The organism is Serratia odorifera, assembly GCF_041448735.1.
GTDB lineage: Bacteria > Pseudomonadota > Gammaproteobacteria > Enterobacterales > Enterobacteriaceae > Serratia_F > Serratia_F odorifera.
In genome coordinates this window covers 19635-35250 of sequence record NZ_JBGMUT010000017.1, presented here as the reverse complement: position 1 = coordinate 35250, position 15616 = coordinate 19635, and the positions used below count along the sequence as shown (strand labels likewise).

The 15616-nt window shown below is 56.5% G+C and carries 15 protein-coding genes; 11 read left to right on the top strand and 4 right to left on the bottom strand.

What is annotated here, in order from left to right:
• Positions 1 to 55: 55 nt before the first annotated feature.
• Positions 56 to 370, bottom strand: a complete 315-nt coding sequence (gene asr, locus ACCC84_RS22380; protein WP_004959410.1) for an acid resistance repetitive basic protein Asr — start codon at positions 368 to 370, stop codon at positions 56 to 58.
• A 229-nt stretch (positions 371 to 599) separates the two neighbouring features.
• Between asr and ACCC84_RS22375 the strand changes: the two genes are divergently transcribed.
• Entirely contained in the window at positions 600 to 908 is a 309-nt protein-coding gene (locus ACCC84_RS22375; RefSeq protein ID WP_004959407.1) for a DUF883 family protein, read from the top strand.
• Positions 909 to 974: 66 nt separating this feature from the next.
• On the opposite strand, the gene pdxR is transcribed toward ACCC84_RS22375, so the two are convergent.
• Positions 975 to 2417 (bottom strand): MocR-like pyridoxine biosynthesis transcription factor PdxR, encoded by a 1443-nt coding sequence (pdxR, locus tag ACCC84_RS22370; protein ID WP_371902361.1) that lies wholly within the window; start codon positions 2415 to 2417, stop codon positions 975 to 977.
• A gap of 91 nt (positions 2418 to 2508) precedes the next feature.
• On the opposite strand from pdxR, the gene ACCC84_RS22365 reads away from it, so the two are divergent.
• The 5 genes from ACCC84_RS22365 (at position 2509) to nrdF (ending at position 6943) form a co-directional block, all read left to right on the top strand.
• Positions 2509 to 2940, top strand: coding sequence for a carboxymuconolactone decarboxylase family protein (locus ACCC84_RS22365; protein WP_004959401.1), 432 nt, complete (start codon positions 2509 to 2511; stop codon positions 2938 to 2940).
• 261 nt (positions 2941 to 3201) lie between these two features.
• Entirely contained in the window at positions 3202 to 3438 is a 237-nt protein-coding gene (nrdH, locus tag ACCC84_RS22360) for a glutaredoxin-like protein NrdH (protein ID WP_004959397.1), read from the top strand.
• A gap of 9 nt (positions 3439 to 3447) precedes the next feature.
• Positions 3448 to 3852, top strand: a complete 405-nt coding sequence (gene nrdI / locus ACCC84_RS22355; protein WP_004959395.1) for a class Ib ribonucleoside-diphosphate reductase assembly flavoprotein NrdI — start codon at positions 3448 to 3450, stop codon at positions 3850 to 3852.
• Positions 3834 to 5975 (top strand): class 1b ribonucleoside-diphosphate reductase subunit alpha, encoded by a 2142-nt coding sequence (nrdE, locus tag ACCC84_RS22350; protein ID WP_371902354.1) that lies wholly within the window; start codon positions 3834 to 3836, stop codon positions 5973 to 5975. The genes nrdI and nrdE overlap by 19 nt, the downstream gene beginning before the upstream one ends.
• A gap of 8 nt (positions 5976 to 5983) precedes the next feature.
• Positions 5984 to 6943, top strand: coding sequence for a class 1b ribonucleoside-diphosphate reductase subunit beta (nrdF, locus tag ACCC84_RS22345; RefSeq protein ID WP_004959389.1), 960 nt, complete (start codon positions 5984 to 5986; stop codon positions 6941 to 6943).
• Between the two features lie 87 nt (positions 6944 to 7030).
• Here the strand turns inward: nrdF and ACCC84_RS22340 are convergent, their stop codons facing one another.
• Positions 7031 to 7771 carry an SDR family oxidoreductase gene (locus ACCC84_RS22340; protein WP_371902353.1) on the bottom strand — a complete coding sequence of 247 codons (741 nt, stop codon included), beginning with the start codon at positions 7769 to 7771 and terminating at the stop codon, positions 7031 to 7033.
• A gap of 120 nt (positions 7772 to 7891) precedes the next feature.
• Between ACCC84_RS22340 and ACCC84_RS22335 the strand changes: the two genes are divergently transcribed.
• The gene (locus tag ACCC84_RS22335) at positions 7892 to 8788 is read left to right on the top strand and encodes a LysR family transcriptional regulator (protein ID WP_039991824.1); all 897 of its coding nucleotides are present in this window, start codon (positions 7892 to 7894) and stop codon (positions 8786 to 8788) included.
• A gap of 41 nt (positions 8789 to 8829) precedes the next feature.
• Here ACCC84_RS22335 and ACCC84_RS22330 read toward each other — a convergent pair whose 3' ends face one another.
• On the bottom strand, positions 8830 to 10182 hold the full coding sequence (locus ACCC84_RS22330) for a 2-hydroxycarboxylate transporter family protein (protein ID WP_004959381.1): 1353 nt from the start codon (positions 10180 to 10182) through the stop codon (positions 8830 to 8832).
• 325 nt (positions 10183 to 10507) lie between these two features.
• Here ACCC84_RS22330 and ACCC84_RS22325 point away from each other — a divergent pair, with 325 nt between their 5' ends.
• The 4 genes from ACCC84_RS22325 (at position 10508) to proW (ending at position 15590) form a co-directional block, all read left to right on the top strand.
• Positions 10508 to 12100: an ATP-binding protein gene (locus ACCC84_RS22325; RefSeq protein WP_088499768.1), complete on the top strand. Its 1593-nt coding sequence runs from the start codon at positions 10508 to 10510 to the stop codon at positions 12098 to 12100.
• 19 nt (positions 12101 to 12119) lie between these two features.
• Positions 12120 to 12818, top strand: a complete 699-nt coding sequence (locus ACCC84_RS22320; protein WP_039992601.1) for a response regulator — start codon at positions 12120 to 12122, stop codon at positions 12816 to 12818.
• A 395-nt stretch (positions 12819 to 13213) separates the two neighbouring features.
• Positions 13214 to 14416 carry a glycine betaine/L-proline ABC transporter ATP-binding protein ProV gene (gene proV, locus ACCC84_RS22315; protein ID WP_004959369.1) on the top strand — a complete coding sequence of 401 codons (1203 nt, stop codon included), beginning with the start codon at positions 13214 to 13216 and terminating at the stop codon, positions 14414 to 14416.
• Complete coding sequence (proW, locus tag ACCC84_RS22310; RefSeq protein WP_004959366.1) at positions 14409 to 15590, top strand: glycine betaine/L-proline ABC transporter permease ProW; 1182 nt, start codon at positions 14409 to 14411, stop codon at positions 15588 to 15590. The genes proV and proW overlap by 8 nt, the downstream gene beginning before the upstream one ends.
• The last annotated feature ends 26 nt before the right edge of the window (positions 15591 to 15616 follow it).

Sequence of the window (15616 nt, the reverse complement as noted above, 5' to 3'; positions counted from 1 at the left end):
GTTGGCATCGGGCTATATCAGACGACGCCCTGACGGCGTCGTTGGGGCCGAGAGATTAAGCGGCAGGTGCTGCGGCTTTCTTGGTGGCTTTTTTATGGTGCTTTTTTGCTGCCTGTGCTTTTTGAGCAGGTGCTTTTTTGCTGTGTTTCTTGGCTTTGGCGGCCTGCGCTTTTTGCACAGCGGCTTTCTTGCTCGACTTCTTGTGGGTTTTCTTGTGGGTGGTTTTCGCCGGAGTCTTGCTCACGGCAGCTGCGCTGGTCGTGGTGGTCGCAGCCGGTGCGCTAGCAGGCGCCGCGGTGGTTTCGGCAGCGAAAGCCATAGAAGACAGACCCATAGTGGCGGCAACAACCAGTGCTAATACTTTTTTCATCTTTGCTTCCTCAGAGTGTTTTTCGGCAAGCCCCGGTGGGGCCGTTGCAGCAGATACTAGTGCAAGCGATGTTGCCGTTCAGTGAGTGATTGGTTTCGCCGAGTAACCAAATGTACAACCTGACAGTCCGCGCCAGGCCTCAAAATAAAATTCGGTATTTTGTGCGATCGCCGACACATTTTAAGAAATGGTCTACACTTAAAGGACATGTGTCCAAACGGAGAGTCGAATGTTTAAGAAAACAGAAAAAGTTGAACGAGACATCGATCAGGACCTTACCTTGTTGGCCGATACACTGGATGAAGTGTTAAAAGCTTCAGGCGACAAGACCAAAGAGGAACTGAGTGAGCTGCACAATAAAGCCAAAGGCGTATTACGCGACGCCCGTGCGCGTTTTAATGGCTCCACCAGTTTGACACAGCACGCACGCGATGCGGTCGGTCACGCCGACGATTATGTGCATGACAAACCTTGGCAGGGCGTGGGTATCGGAGCCGCTGTTGGCATCGTACTCGGCGTTCTGCTCGCCCGGCGTTAACACCCCTTGCAGTCATCATAAAGATAAGACAAATGTGCGTCTGGCCCGCGGGAAACCGCGGGCCGTTTAATTAAGGCTGACCAACGCCGCCGCCAACCTCGCCACCGCCTGCTCCGCCTCCCACTGCTGGGTAAAATTGGTAAACCCCAACAAGATGCCCTGCTGCAGCGCGGACGTCTGCTGCCAGTCAGACAGCGCCTGCACCGCCAACCCGTCACGCCATGCCGCCGCCGCCAGCGCGCTATCGCTTCCCGCTGTCAATCGCGCCAGCAATTGGATCCCTCCCGCCTGCGCCGCCACGCTCAAAACGCTGCCTAACTGCTGCTGCAATGCGTCAGCCAACCATTGTCGGCGTTGGCGGTACAGCGGCCGCATGCGCTTCAGATGTCGGTAAAAATGCCCCTGGCTGATAAATGCCGCCACGCTGGCCTGTATCAACGGAGGACTGCCGCACAGACGCTGGCGGGCAACCTGCTCAAACGCCGCCACCTGAGCTGCCGGCACGACCAGATAAGACAGACGCAACGACGGGAACAGCGTTTTGCTGAACGAACCGGCGTACAGCACCCGCTGCTGGCCATCAAGACTCTTTAACGGTGGCAATGGGCGGCCGACATAACGAAACTCGCTGTCATAATCATCCTCGACAACCCACGCCTGCCGTTGCTGTGCCCATTCAAGCAGCGCCATACGCCGAGCCAGACTGAGCGACACACCTAACGGGCTTTGGTGAGTCGGCGTCAACACCGCCATGCGGGCGTCTGGCCGCCGGGCCATACCGAGGTCTATATTCATGCCTTGCGAATCAACCGGTACTGGCACCGTCTGTATGCCGGCGGCGTGTAACAACGGTCGCGTAATCGGGTAACCGGGATCCTCCAGCCACACCGCATCGCCCGGCTGCAACAGCGTATTGACGATCAGATCCAGTTGAGCCTGATAGCCGCTGCAGATAAAGATCTGATCCGGACCACAATGAATACCGCGCGACAACGCCAGATAGTGGCTAATCGCCTCACGCAAGGCGCTCAAACCACTGGCTGGCGGGTGCGCCAACGACAGCGCCGTGGTAGCGCGCAGTTGCCGCGCGACGATCCGTTGCCACACCGCACGTGGAAAGGCGTCCAGCGCCGGCAATCCCAGTTGGAACGGCGCCAGCGTTGCGCCATCCGGGCTGAACGGCGACGCAGGCGGTTTGACCGTCGGCATCGCCATCGCCGCCGCCAACGTCAATTGCCGCGCTAGCGGCGGCAATTGCGCCGAGACATAGGTGCCCGCCTGGCCGCGACTTTGTAAAAATCCTTCGGCAACCAGTTGCGCATACGCGCTTTCCACCGTCGCGCGCGCCACCCCCAGATCGCTCGCCAAACCACGCACCGACGGCAAACGGCTGCCTGCCGGCAGCGCGCCTTGTCCTATCGCCTGTTTGATACGTAGATAAATCTGCCGATACAGCGGTTCAGCCAGTTGGCTGTCCAGCCGCAGGGAAGCAAAGAATGGTCGCATTATGGCCTGGTTAAATAATCATTTTATGGCTCTATAGCATAGTCCATATCGTGGTTAAAGTGGCTGCCGACACCTAACCGAGAAGAGAACTCCGATGATTACGCCACGTTTAAACTATGTCGAACTGTCGCCGGCGCCGTACAAAAGCATGGTCAGCGCCCTGCTCGCTCTAGAGCACGGCCCGCTGGAAAAACCGTTGATCGAGCTGATATTCATGCGCGTTTCACAGCTTAACGGCTGCGCCTACTGCCTGGAGATGCATGGCAAGGCGCTGCGGGAAAGCGGTGCCAGTCACGGCAAAGTGGACATGCTGGCCGGCTGGCGGGTCAGCAACGCGTTCAGCGAGCGTGAGCGCGCAGCGCTGGAATGGGCGGAATCGGTGACGTTGATCGCCGCCAGCCATGCGCCGGACAGCGTCTTTGAGCCGCTTAAAGAGCATTTCAGCGCGGCCGAGATCAGCGATCTGACGTTCGCCATCTGCATCATGAACGCCTTCAATCGCCTGGCGGTCAGTATGAAGAAGTGATGTTACCGGGCCGGCACTGCCGGCCCACTGACCGACAAAAATAAATTTCCCCGCCTAAATCCAGTCCTGCTGCGCCCTGCCATCAAATTGCGACAAAACACCATATATGGTGCGGTTGATAAAATCAGGATCAATATATAGTATTTAAAACGTCAACCACAGGGATGCTTACCGGTTGATTACACCGCCAGAAACTGCCCTTTGAACGAATTATTTCTGGCTTATCCGCCTTTCCTTCAAGATAAAAGGTGAATACGAATCATGATGATTATTATTTACAGCAAACCTGACTGTGTCCAGTGCAATGCGACCTATCGGGCGTTCGATAAGCAGGGACTGGACTATCAGGTGGTCGATCTCACTCAGGATCAGCAGGCGTTGACCCATGTAAAATCATTAGGTTACCAGCAGGTTCCGGTGATTATCGCCGGTGACGATCATTGGTCGGGATTCCGCCCGGATAAAATAGGCGCACTGGCCCACGCCACGGCATCGTGAGGTGTGACCATGAATCCATTGGTCTATTTCTCCAGCAGTTCGGAGAACACCCACCGCTTTATTGAGAAACTCGGCCTGCCGGCGATGCGTATTCCGATCGCCGGCAGCCGCAGCCCGTTGCTGATGGCTCAGCCCTATATTCTGATTGTGCCGAGCTACGGCGGCGGTGGCAGCACCGGCGCGGTGCCCACCCAGGTGATCCGTTTTCTAAACCAGCCACAGAACCGCAGTTTCCTGCGTGGCGTGATTGCCGCCGGGAACACCAACTTCGGCGCAGCGTATGGCATTGCCGGCGATATCATCGCCAAAAAATGCCAGGTGCCTTTTTTATATCGTTTTGAGCTACTTGGCACCGCACAAGACGTTGCAAACGTTCGACAGGGAGTAACCGCATTTTGGCAACGACAGAACTGACCCCCGCAACCAACGCGCAGGATTACCATTCGCTTAACGCGATGCTCAATCTTTACGATGCCAAAGGTCACATCCAGTTCGACAAGGATCGACTGGCGGCGCGGCATTACTTCCTCCAGCACGTCAATCAGAACACGGTGTTCTTCCATAACCTGGAAGAAAAGCTGCGCTATCTGGTGGAGGAAGGCTACTACGAGCCACAGGTACTGGCGCAGTACGACTTCCCCTTCATCAAGCAGCTGTTCAAGCAGGCGTATGCGAAGAAGTTCCGCTTTGAAACCTTCCTTGGCGCCTTCAAGTATTACACCAGCTACACCTTGAAGACCTTCGACGGGAAACGCTACCTGGAGCGCTACGAAGATCGGATTTGCATGGTGGCCTTGACGCTGGCGGCCGGCGATCGCCAACTGGCGCAAGATCTGGTGGAAGAGATGATTTCCGGGCGTTTCCAACCGGCGACGCCGACCTTTCTCAACAGCGGCAAACGCCAGCGCGGCGAACTGGTTTCCTGCTTTCTGCTGCGTATTGAAGACAACATGGAATCCATCGGCCGCGCGGTCAATTCGGCGCTGCAGCTGTCCAAGCGCGGCGGTGGCGTCGCGTTCCTGCTGAGCAATATTCGCGAGGTCGGCGCGCCGATAAAGCGCATCGAAAACCAGTCTTCCGGCGTGATTCCAATCATGAAAATGCTGGAAGACGCGTTTTCATATGCCAACCAGCTGGGCGCACGCCAGGGTGCCGGCGCGGTGTACCTCAACGCCCATCACCCGGATATTTTGCGCTTCCTTGATACCAAGCGTGAAAACGCCGACGAGAAGATCCGCATCAAAACGCTGTCGCTGGGGGTGGTGATCCCGGACATTACCTTCGAACTGGCAAAAAACAACGAAGAGATGTACCTGTTTTCGCCGTACGACGTAGAACGGGTTTATGGCATGCCATTCTCGGACATCAGCGTCAGCGAAAAATACCGCGAGATGGTTGATGACAAGCGCATCCGCAAGTCACGCATCAACGCGCGCGATTTCTTCCAGGTGCTGGCGGAGATTCAGTTTGAATCCGGCTATCCGTACATGATGTTTGAAGATACGGTAAACCGCGAAAATCCGATTGCCGGTCGTATCAACATGAGCAACCTGTGCTCGGAAATCCTCCAGGTCAATCGCGCCAGCAAGTATCATGACGACCTCGGCTACGCGCAGGTCGGCAAGGACATCTCCTGCAACCTTGGTTCGTTGAACATTGCGAAAACCATGGATGCCGCCGACTTTGGCAAAGCGGTCAACACCGCCATCCGTGCCCTGACCGCCGTGGCGGAGATGAGCGACATCCGTTCGGTGCCATCAATCGCCGAAGGCAACCGCGCCTCGCGCGCCATCGGCCTTGGCCAAATGAACCTGCACGGCTACCTGGCGCGTGAACGTATCTACTACGGTTCGCCAGAAGGCATCGATTTCACCAATATCTATTTCTACACCGTGGCCTATCACGCCATCCGCGCGTCCAATCAGCTGGCGATTGAACGCGGTAACGCCTTTGACGGCTTTGAACACTCGGCCTATGCCAGCGGCGACTACTTCGCCAAATATGTCGATCGTCAGTGGCAGCCGCAAACCGAGCGGGTGCGGCAGCTGTTTGCCGAGGCCGGCGTAGAGATCCCGACGCAAGAGCAGTGGCTGGCGCTGCGCCAGTCAGTGATGCTGCACGGCTTATACAATCAGAATCTGCAGGCGGTGCCGCCAACCGGATCGATTTCGTACATCAACAATTCGACTTCCAGTATTCACCCGATCGTCTCGCGGATCGAGATCCGCAAAGAGGGCAAAATCGGTCGCGTTTACTACCCTGCCCCCTATATGACTAACGACAACCTGGATTATTACCAGGATGCCTACCAGATCGGGCCGGAAAAGATCATTGACACCTATGCCGCTGCGACTCAACACGTCGATCAAGGTTTGTCGCTGACGCTGTTCTTCCGCGATACCGCCACCACCCGCGACATCAACCGCGCGCAGATTTACGCCTGGCGTCAGGGGATCAAGACTATTTATTACATCCGCCTGCGCCAGATGGCGCTGGAAGGCACCGAAGTTCAGGGCTGCGTGTCCTGCGCGCTGTGAGGGATCTTATGAAAATGCAACGCATCCAGGCAATCAACTGGAACAGAATCGAAGACGACAAAGATCTGGAGGTATGGAACCGACTGACCTCCAATTTCTGGCTGCCGGAAAAGGTGCCGCTGTCGAACGATATCCCGTCATGGGCGACGCTGACCGCCAAGGAGCAGCAGTTGACCATTCGCGTGTTTACCGGTCTGACGCTGCTGGACACTATCCAGAACACCGTCGGTGCGCCGACGCTGATTGACGACGCCATCACCCCGCATGAAGAAGCGGTATATTCGAACATCAGTTTTATGGAAGCGGTACATGCGCGTTCGTACAGCTCCATTTTCTCGACGCTGTGCCAGACCCGTGACGTAGACGATGCTTACCGCTGGAGCGAAGAAAACCGCGCGTTGCAGAAAAAGGCCGACATCATATTGGCGCACTACCGCAGCGACGATCCGCTGTTAAAGAAAGTCGCCAGCGTGTTCCTTGAGTCGTTCCTGTTTTATTCCGGCTTTTATCTGCCAATGTACTGGTCGAGCCGCGCCAAACTGACCAATACCGCCGATCTGATCCGCCTGATCATCCGCGACGAAGCGGTGCACGGTTACTACATCGGCTACAAGTTCCAAAAAGGACTGGAACAGGTGAGCGCAACGCGACGCCAGCAGGTGAAAAGCTTTGCCTTCGATCTGCTGCAGGATCTGTACGATAACGAAGTGCGCTACACCGAAGAGCTGTACGACGACGTTGGCTGGACCGAGGACGTGAAAACCTTCCTGCATTACAACGCCAACAAGGCGCTGATGAACCTGGGTTACGAGGCGCTGTTCCCGCCGTCGATGGCGGAGGTCAATCCAGCCATCTTGTCGGCGCTGTCACCCAATGCCGATGAAAACCATGATTTCTTCTCCGGTTCCGGTTCGTCCTACGTGATGGGCAAAGCGGTCAACACCGAGGACGAAGACTGGGAGTTCTGATCGCCTGGCTGCCGGCAGTCGGACTATCGCCTGCTGGCGGCCCACATGGCGGCCACTCCCGCGCTACCATGTGGGTGCGGCATCCGATCAGATAATGCCGCCGTTGACCCGCAGAGTCTGGCCATTGACCCAGGCGCCGTCAGGCCCGGCCAGGAAAGCCACCGTGGCGGCGATGTCCTGCGGTTCGCCCAGCCGTTCCAGCGGTGCCATCTTGGCCAGCCGTTCGATCAATTCTGGCGTTTTACCTTCCAGGAACAAATCGGTTGCCGTTGGGCCCGGTGCGATGGCGTTAACGGTGATATTGCGCCCGCGCAGCTCTTTCGCCAGCACGCTGGTCAGCGCTTCAACCGCCGCTTTGCTGGCGGCATACACGCCGTAAGTGGGTTGCAATAACCCCACCACGCTGGACGAAAAGTTGATGATGCGGCCATTGTCACGCAGACGTTTGGCGGCTTCACGCAACGTGTTGACGGTACCCTTCAGGTTGATGTCGATCACCCGATCGACCTCGGTATCGTCGATCTCCGCCAGAGGGGCCAGCGCAATCACGCCGGCGTTGTTTACCAGCACATCGACGCCGCCAAAGGCCTGTTCGGCACGCTCAAACATCCGTGCCACCGCCGCCGCGTCGCTGACGTCGGCCTGCGCGCTCAACGCCCGACCTCCTACCTGTTCAATCTTGCGTACCAGCGCGTCGGCCAGCGTCTGATTGCCGGCATAGTTGATAATCACGGTAAAACCATCGGCGGCCAGTCGTTCGGCGATCGCCGCGCCAATGCCGCGCGATGCACCAGTGACGATAGCAACCTGTTGCTGTGGACTGTTCATTGGATACTCCTGGTGGTGAGTTAACGGTGTTTACTGCGCTAAAAACATCATGCCTCTTTCTGCTTGGCGGATAATCCCCTAATATTCGTTATCACTATCCGAAATCAGCGAACAATGGCAATGGACAGAATCGATGCAATGCGGCTTTTCACCCGGGTGGTGGAACAACGCAGTTTCACGCAGGCGGCGCAGGATCTGGCGCTACCCCGTTCGACCGTCACCGATGCCATCAAACAGCTGGAGGCGCGGCTCAAGGTACGGCTGCTGCAACGTACCACGCGCCACGTCAGCCCTACGCTGGATGGCGAAGCGTACTATCAGCGCTGCCTGCGCATTCTGGCGGATATCGAGGATGCCGAAATGGCGTTCGCCGGCGCCAAACCGCGCGGCCTGTTGCGTATTGACGTGCACGGTACGCTGGCGCGTCATTTTCTGCTGCCGGGGCTGCCGGACTTTTTAGCCCGCTATCCGGACATCGAGCTGTTTATGAGCGAAGGCGATCGGCTGATCGACCCACTGCGTGAAGGGGTCGACTGCGTGGTGCGCGTCGGCAAGCTGAAGGACAGCGATATGGTAGCGCGCCACATCGGCGCCCTGAGCGAAACGACCTGCGCCTCGCCGGACTATCTGCAGCGCTTCGGCGTACCGGATTCACTTGAGGCGCTGGCCAACCACCGGATGATCGGCTTCCGCTCTTCTGCCACCGGCAGCTTGATGCCGCTGGAGTTTCTGGTCGATGGCAAGCCACGCTCAATCACGCTACCGACCACGCTCACCGTCAGCAGCGGCGACAGTATGGTGGCGGCGGCGCGGCTGGGATTGGGGATTATTCAGGTGCCGCATTACCACCTGCAGCAAGATCTGGCTCGCGGCTCGCTGCTGCCGTTGCTGGCGCAGTATCCGCCCACGCCGATGCCGGTATCGTTGCTGTACCCGCGCAACCGCCAACTGTCGCCGCGGGTGCGCGTATTTATCGACTGGTTTAGTCAGGCGTTTGCCGCGCGCAATCAGGCATAAAAAAGCCCCGCGGGGGCGGGGCAAGGCAAAGAACAGGTTGACTAGAAAAAGTGTGACAGTACCAGTAATGACAGCGAGACGTTGATTGCCCCGCCGATGCGAGTGGCTATCTGGGCGAACGGCATCAACGACATCCGATTGCCTGCCGTGAGAATGGCAACGTCGCCGGTACCGCCCTGACCGCTTTGGCAGCAGGAAACAATTGCCACATCAATGGGATGCATACCGATCTTTTTGCCCACCACGAAACCGGTGCCTACCAGCGCGCTCACGGTACAGACAATCACCGCCAGGTTTTGCAGGGTGAACGCGTCCACCAGCTCCTGCCATGGGGTAATCGCCACGCCGACGGCAAACAGAATCGGGTAGGTGACTGCGGTACGGAAGAATTTATACACCACCTGCGAGCCTTCCTGAATGCGCGGTGAAACCCCGTGCGCCAGTTTCACCGCCACTGCGGCAAACAGCATGCCGACCGGCGCTGGCAGCCCAATCATACGGTGCAACAACATGCCGACCATATACAGCAGTATTGCCAGCAGCGCACCGCAGGCCAAAGTGCTGACGTCGACATTGCCAATGGTTTTATTGCTGGCCGACACCACCTCGCCCGCGGTTTTGCTTGGCATCAGGCTGCCTTCGCCGGTCAGATGAGGATAACGCTTGCCCAGTTGGTTAAGCAGACCGGCAATCACGATCGCCGTCAGACTGCCGAGCATCACGATAGGCAGTATGCGACCCAGCGCCACGCCCTGTTCCATATGCAAGATCGCCGCGTAGCCCATCGACAGCGGGATCGCGCCCTCGCCTACCCCGCCGGCCATGATCGGCAACACCAGAAAGAAGAAGATCTGGAACGGCTCCAGTCCCAGCGCCATACCAACGCCCATACCCACCAGCATACCAACCACCTCGCCGCACAGCATCGGCACAAAGATACGCAGGAAACCCTGAATCAATACCTGGCGGTTCATGCTCATGATGCTGCCGACGATGATGCAGCAAATGTACAGATACAGAATGTTGGTCGACTTGTAGAACACCGTGGTCGATTGCACCACCACGTCCGGCAGCAGGCCATAATGCACCAGCGCCGACGGGATAAAGGTAGCGCAAATCGCCGCCGCTCCCATCTTGCCAACCAGCGGCAGGCGTTTACCGAACTCACCGCAGGCAAAGCCAAAAAATGCCAACGTAGCGACCATGACCACAATATCGCTCGGCAGTTTCCCGGCCAGGCAATCGAGTAAAATAAGTACGCCGGCCAGAATAAAGAACGGCAACGGAATGATGCCTATCTTGTAATTATCCAACACCCGCCACCATTTTTCGCGCAGGGGAACCTCTGCGGCTTTATCATTGGCGACGAGATAAGAATCATCAGTTGTGCTCATAATCCGGCCTCTTATTGGTTTGTTCAGCCATCATAAGAAAAGGCACGGATTATCGGTTGTGATGCTGTTCAAAGTTAAAAAGGGTTTTTAATGGTGTTAATGGATTGTATGGTGTTTATTCTGATTATGTAAAATATGACGTGGATTCTATGGCGTTAATGCTACGGAGAATATAAACATTACAGGATTATTAACACATCGCTGACGGCGGCGAACGCTCAGTATAACGTAACGCGCACAATCGCAATTTGATCGCCCTCAATCTTGCCTCTGGCGTGTATCATGCCTGCCTGTCTTTTGGCACGCTTGAGGGTGAACGGCCGGCATGCGATTAAACTTATCCTTTCAGATCAAGCTGTTTATTTGTCTGGTAGCGTTCTCCAGCCTGCTGTTGACGCTGATTGGCGCCTATACCTACTATCGGCTTGATGCCCAGTTGCACCGCGATCTGGGTGCCCGCGCCCAGGTGCAGGCGCGGGAGATCGCGCTGATCCCGACCTTGAGCGCGGCGGTGCAACGTCACGATATTATCGCCATCGATACGCTGATGAAAAAAATCCGCGCCCGCAGCGATGCCAGTTATATTGTCATTGGCGATCGACAGGCGCGACATTTATACCATTCGCAGTATCAGGATCGTCTCGGCACGCCGATGGTCGGCGGGGATAATAAGGACGTCCTGGCAGGAAAAAGTATTATTTCGATTCGCAAAGGCGGCATAGGAATATCGTTACGCAGTAAAGCACCTATTGTGGACGAAAATAATCAGGTGATCGGCATTGTTTCCGTCGGCTACCTTAAATCCCATATTGATAACGTCAATGCCCGCACTCTGACACAAATTGTCGGCGCTATCGCCCTGCTGCTGGTTGCGCTGTTTATTTTTTCCTGGCTACTGTCAAAAAACCTGAAGCGGCAAATGTTCTGGCTGGAACCGAAAGAGATTGCGCTATTGGTACGCCAGCAAAAAGCGCTGCTGGAAGCGATTTACGAAGGCGTGATTGCCATCGATCCACAGCTGCGCATTATTACCTTCAACCGTGCCGCGCGCGAATTATTGAATTTGCGCCAATCGGAGAGCGACCCGATCGGCCGCCGCATCGGCGAAGTGATTCAGGCACAGCCGGATTTCTTTGCCGCCGCGCAGCTTGGGCACGATACCCACGATGAGGCGTGTCGCTTCAACGGTATTCGGGTAATCGCCAGTCGGGTGCGCATAATGGAAGCCGACAGCTTGCAGGGCTGGGTGATCAGTTTCCGCGATAAAAATGACATCAATACCCTCAGCAGCCAACTCAGCCAGGTTAAACGCTATGCCGATACGCTGCGCATCCTGCGTCATGAACAGCTGAACTGGACGGCGACCCTGGCCGGCCTGTTGCATATGCAGCGTTACGACGAGGCGATTCGCTACGTCGAGGCGCAGTCGGAAGGTGCCCAGGAAGTGCTCGACTTTATCTCGCAGCGCTTCAATTCCTCGGCACTGTCGGGGCTGTTGCTGGGCAAGTATGCCGCCGCACGCGAAAAAGGGGTAGAACTGCGCTTTGACCCCGCCTGCCAACTGCAGCACATTCCGGCGGCGCTGAATGAAACCGAGCTGATGTCGATCGTCGGTAACCTGCTGGACAACGCGGTGGAAGCAACCTTGCGTTGCGCCGCGCCGCATGACGCGGTAGAACTTTATATCAATGACAATGGTAATGAACTGGTGATTGAAGTGGCGGACCACGGCACCGGTCTGGCACCGGAGATCCGTGAAACCCTGTTTGAACACGGCGTCACCACCAAGGAAAAAGGCGATCATGGCATCGGCCTGCACCTGGTAGCCAGCCATGTGACGCAGGCCCATGGCAGCATAGAAGTGTCGGACAACGATCCGCACGGGGCCATTTTTTCGTTGTTTATCCCGAAAGCCTGAACATTTGGAAGAATGAATGATGCATCATCAAGCACTCGACGTTCTGATTGTCGAAGACGAACCACAGCTGGCAACGCTGCACGCAGAATTTATCGAAAATAACTTTAACCTGCGCGTGGTAGCCTACGCGACTACCCTGGCGGAAGCCAAAAGCCAGGTCATTAGCCATCAACCGCGTCTGATCCTGCTGGACAACTACCTGCCTGACGGTCAGGGCATCGAACTGATGGAACAGCCAGCGGTGAAAACACCCGGCTGTTCGGTGATTTTCATCACCGCCGCCAGCGACATGCATACCTGCAGCCAGGCGATCCGCAACGGCGCCTTCGACTACATCATCAAGCCGGTGTCCTATAAGCGGCTGCGCAACTCACTGGAGCGTTTTATGCAATTCGTGCAGACCCAGCGCAGCTTCAAGGTGATCGACCAAAGCAGCGTCGACGCGCTGTATAACCTGCAGTCCAAGCAATTCTCCAACGAGCCCAGCGCCAAGGGCATCGAACCCAATACGCTGGAACGGGTACAGACGCTGTTTGTTAACCAGCCGGATCGCGCTCTGGCGGTGGAGGATATCGTTGAACAGGCTGGGATCAGCAAGACCACCGCCCGGCGTTATCTGGAATATTGCGCCAATACGCAATTTGTCCGAGTGGAAATGGTATACGGTAATATTGGTCATCCGAGGCGATTATATCGTAAGGCATCAGGCGACATCTGACTGTCATATTGGCCTGTTGGCATCGGTGCCGCGATATCTGCCCGGTGTCGCTATCTGTGGTTGAATACTGATGAATTTTGCCCGGTCGTTTGCCGGGTTTTTTATTGCCTGTGACGCCGGAGAAATGGCGAAATATCCCTTGTTTATCGCACAATTATTTTCGTTAAAAAACCGCCGCTTCACGCCCATTATTCCGCCCGACGAAGCACGATAAATTTGATTGCTCGCCACATTACCATAACTAATGGAAAGTATGATGTAAACCACCGTTCGACACATTTGCGGGATATTGAGGCTTGTCTCAGATACTCACTGTGATAGGGTATAGGGCACTATTATTTTCTACTAGGAAGTTTTTTATCGTTTGAAATACACCAGAGGAAACAGCAAATTGCATGGCAATTAAACTCGAAGTAAAGAACTTATATAAAATATTCGGCGAGCATCCAGAACGGGCATTTAAACTGATAGACAAAGGTCTCAATAAAGACCAGCTATTTGAAAAAACCGGATTATCGCTCGGCGTTAAAAATGCCAATCTGGCCATTGAAGAAGGCGAAATATTTGTCATCATGGGCCTTTCCGGTTCCGGAAAATCCACCCTGGTACGCCTTCTCAATCGTCTGATAGAACCCACTCGTGGTGAGGTGCTGATCGACGGAGAGGATATTGCCAAAATATCAGACTCCGCGCTGCGTACCGTACGCAGAAATAAGATCAGCATGGTATTCCAGTCATTCGCGCTGATGCCGCACATGAACGTGCTAAATAACACTGCGTTCGGTATGGAATTAGCCGGCGTGCCGCAACAGGAGCGGCAGGAAAAAGCGCTGGACGCATTGCGGCAGGTGGGGCTGGACAACTACGCCCATTCTTATCCCGACGAACTTTCCGGTGGTATGCGCCAGCGTGTCGGCCTGGCTCGCGCGATGGCCAATGACCCGGATATTCTGTTGATGGATGAAGCCTTCTCGGCGCTCGATCCGTTGATCCGTACCGAAATGCAGGATGAGCTGGTAAAACTGCAGGCCAAACATCAACGCACCATCGTGTTTATTTCCCACGATCTGGACGAAGCGATGCGCATTGGCGACCGTATTGCCATTATGCAGGGCGGCGAAGTGATTCAGGTCGGCACGCCGGATGAAATACTGAACAATCCGGCCAACGATTATGTCCGCACCTTCTTCCGCGGCGTCGATATCAGCCACGTGTTCAGCGCGAAGGATATCGCCCAGCGCCGACCGGTCACCCTGATTCGCAAAACCCCCGGCTTTGGACCGCGCTCGGCCTTGCAGCTACTGCGCGACGAAGACCGCGATTATGGTTACGTCCTCGAACGCGGCAAACGGTTTATCGGCGTGGTGTCGATAGACTCGCTGGAAAAGGCGCTGTCGGAGAACAAAAAACTCGACGACGCGTTGCTGGATGCCCCCGCGCCGGTTCCGGCCGATATGCCGCTCAGCGAACTGATTTCGCTGGTAGCACAGGCGCCCTGCGCCGTGCCGGTCGTCGACGACGAAAACAACTATATCGGAATCATCTCCAAAGCCAAGCTGTTGCAGGCTTTAGATAAAGAGGGCCCAGCGCATGAGTGATACTACCCAAGATCCCTGGGCGGCCACTTCCGCCGCCCCAACCCAGGATGCCGCGGCTCAGGCTGCGCCTGCCGCCGCCAATAGCGATCCCTGGTCAAATGCCGCCGCGGCCGACGCGCCGGCACAAACTCCCGCCGCCAGCGGCGGTGCCGATGCCTGGTCATCCAATCCACCTCCGGCGACGCCGGATGCCGCCCACCCTGCGGCGCAAGGAGCGGATTGGCTCAACAGCGCGCCGGCGCAGCCGGAACACTTCAACCTGCTCGATCCGTTCCATAAAACCTGGCTGCCGCTGGACTCCTGGGTTACACACGGCATCGACTGGCTGGTACTGCATTTCCGCCCGCTGTTCCAGGGCATCCGTGTCCCGGTCGATTTCATTCTCAGCGGCTTTCAGCAGTTGCTGCTTGGCATGCCGTCTCCGATTGCCATTCTGGTGTTCTCGCTGATCGCCTGGCAGTTGTCGAGCCTCGGCATGGGCGCGGCAACGCTGGTGTCGCTGATCGCCATCGGCGCGATTGGCGCCTGGTCGCAGGCCATGGTGACGCTGGCGCTGGTACTGACCGCCCTGTTCTTCTGCATCATTATCGGCCTGCCGTTGGGGATATGGCTGGCTCGCAGTCGGCATGCGGCCAAAGTGATACGGCCGTTGCTCGATGCCATGCAAACCACCCCGGCGTTCGTCTATCTGGTGCCAATAGTGATGCTGTTCGGTATTGGTAACGTGCCGGGCGTAGTGGTGACCATTATCTTTGCGCTGCCGCCGATCGTGCGTCTGACCATTCTGGGGATCAACCAGGTACCGGCAGACCTGATCGAAGCGGCGGAATCCTTTGGTTCCAGCCCGCGTCAGCTACTGTTCAAAGTTCAACTGCCGTTGGCGATGCCGACCATCATGGCCGGCGTCAACCAAACGCTGATGCTGGCGCTGTCGATGGTGGTGATCGCCTCGATGATTGCCGTCGGTGGTCTGGGCCAGATGGTGCTGCGGGGTATTGGCCGTCTGGACATGGGGTTAGCGGCGGTTGGCGGCGTTGGTATCGTCATTCTGGCCATCATTCTCGATCGCCTCACCCAGTCGCTGGGGCGCGATCGCCGCTCCAAGGGCATGGGTCGCTGGTACGCTCATGGCCCAATCGGCTTGCTCAGCCGCCCCTTCATCAAGAAGTCTTGACCGCTCCTGCCCCTGGCCGGCATTAG

Bases quoted from the DNA above. Each gene is read 5' to 3' on its own strand.
- ACCC84_RS22330 (WP_004959381.1), bottom strand. From the start codon at position 10,182: ATGAGCACAACTGATGATTCTTATCTCGTCGCCAATGATAAAGCCGCA.
- proW (WP_004959366.1), top strand. From the start codon at position 14,409: ATGAGTGATACTACCCAAGATCCCTGGGCGGCCACTTCCGCCGCCCCA.
- asr (WP_004959410.1), bottom strand. From the start codon at position 370: ATGAAAAAAGTATTAGCACTGGTTGTTGCCGCCACTATGGGTCTGTCT.
- nrdF (WP_004959389.1), top strand. From the start codon at position 5,984: ATGAAAATGCAACGCATCCAGGCAATCAACTGGAACAGAATCGAAGAC.
- ACCC84_RS22335 (WP_039991824.1), top strand. From the start codon at position 7,892: ATGGACAGAATCGATGCAATGCGGCTTTTCACCCGGGTGGTGGAACAA.
- nrdH (WP_004959397.1), top strand. From the start codon at position 3,202: ATGATGATTATTATTTACAGCAAACCTGACTGTGTCCAGTGCAATGCG.
- ACCC84_RS22365 (WP_004959401.1), top strand. From the start codon at position 2,509: ATGATTACGCCACGTTTAAACTATGTCGAACTGTCGCCGGCGCCGTAC.
- nrdI (WP_004959395.1), top strand. From the start codon at position 3,448: ATGAATCCATTGGTCTATTTCTCCAGCAGTTCGGAGAACACCCACCGC.
- ACCC84_RS22325 (WP_088499768.1), top strand. From the start codon at position 10,508: ATGCGATTAAACTTATCCTTTCAGATCAAGCTGTTTATTTGTCTGGTA.
- ACCC84_RS22320 (WP_039992601.1), top strand. From the start codon at position 12,120: ATGCATCATCAAGCACTCGACGTTCTGATTGTCGAAGACGAACCACAG.
- proV (WP_004959369.1), top strand. From the start codon at position 13,214: ATGGCAATTAAACTCGAAGTAAAGAACTTATATAAAATATTCGGCGAG.
- ACCC84_RS22375 (WP_004959407.1), top strand. From the start codon at position 600: ATGTTTAAGAAAACAGAAAAAGTTGAACGAGACATCGATCAGGACCTT.
- ACCC84_RS22340 (WP_371902353.1), bottom strand. From the start codon at position 7,771: ATGAACAGTCCACAGCAACAGGTTGCTATCGTCACTGGTGCATCGCGC.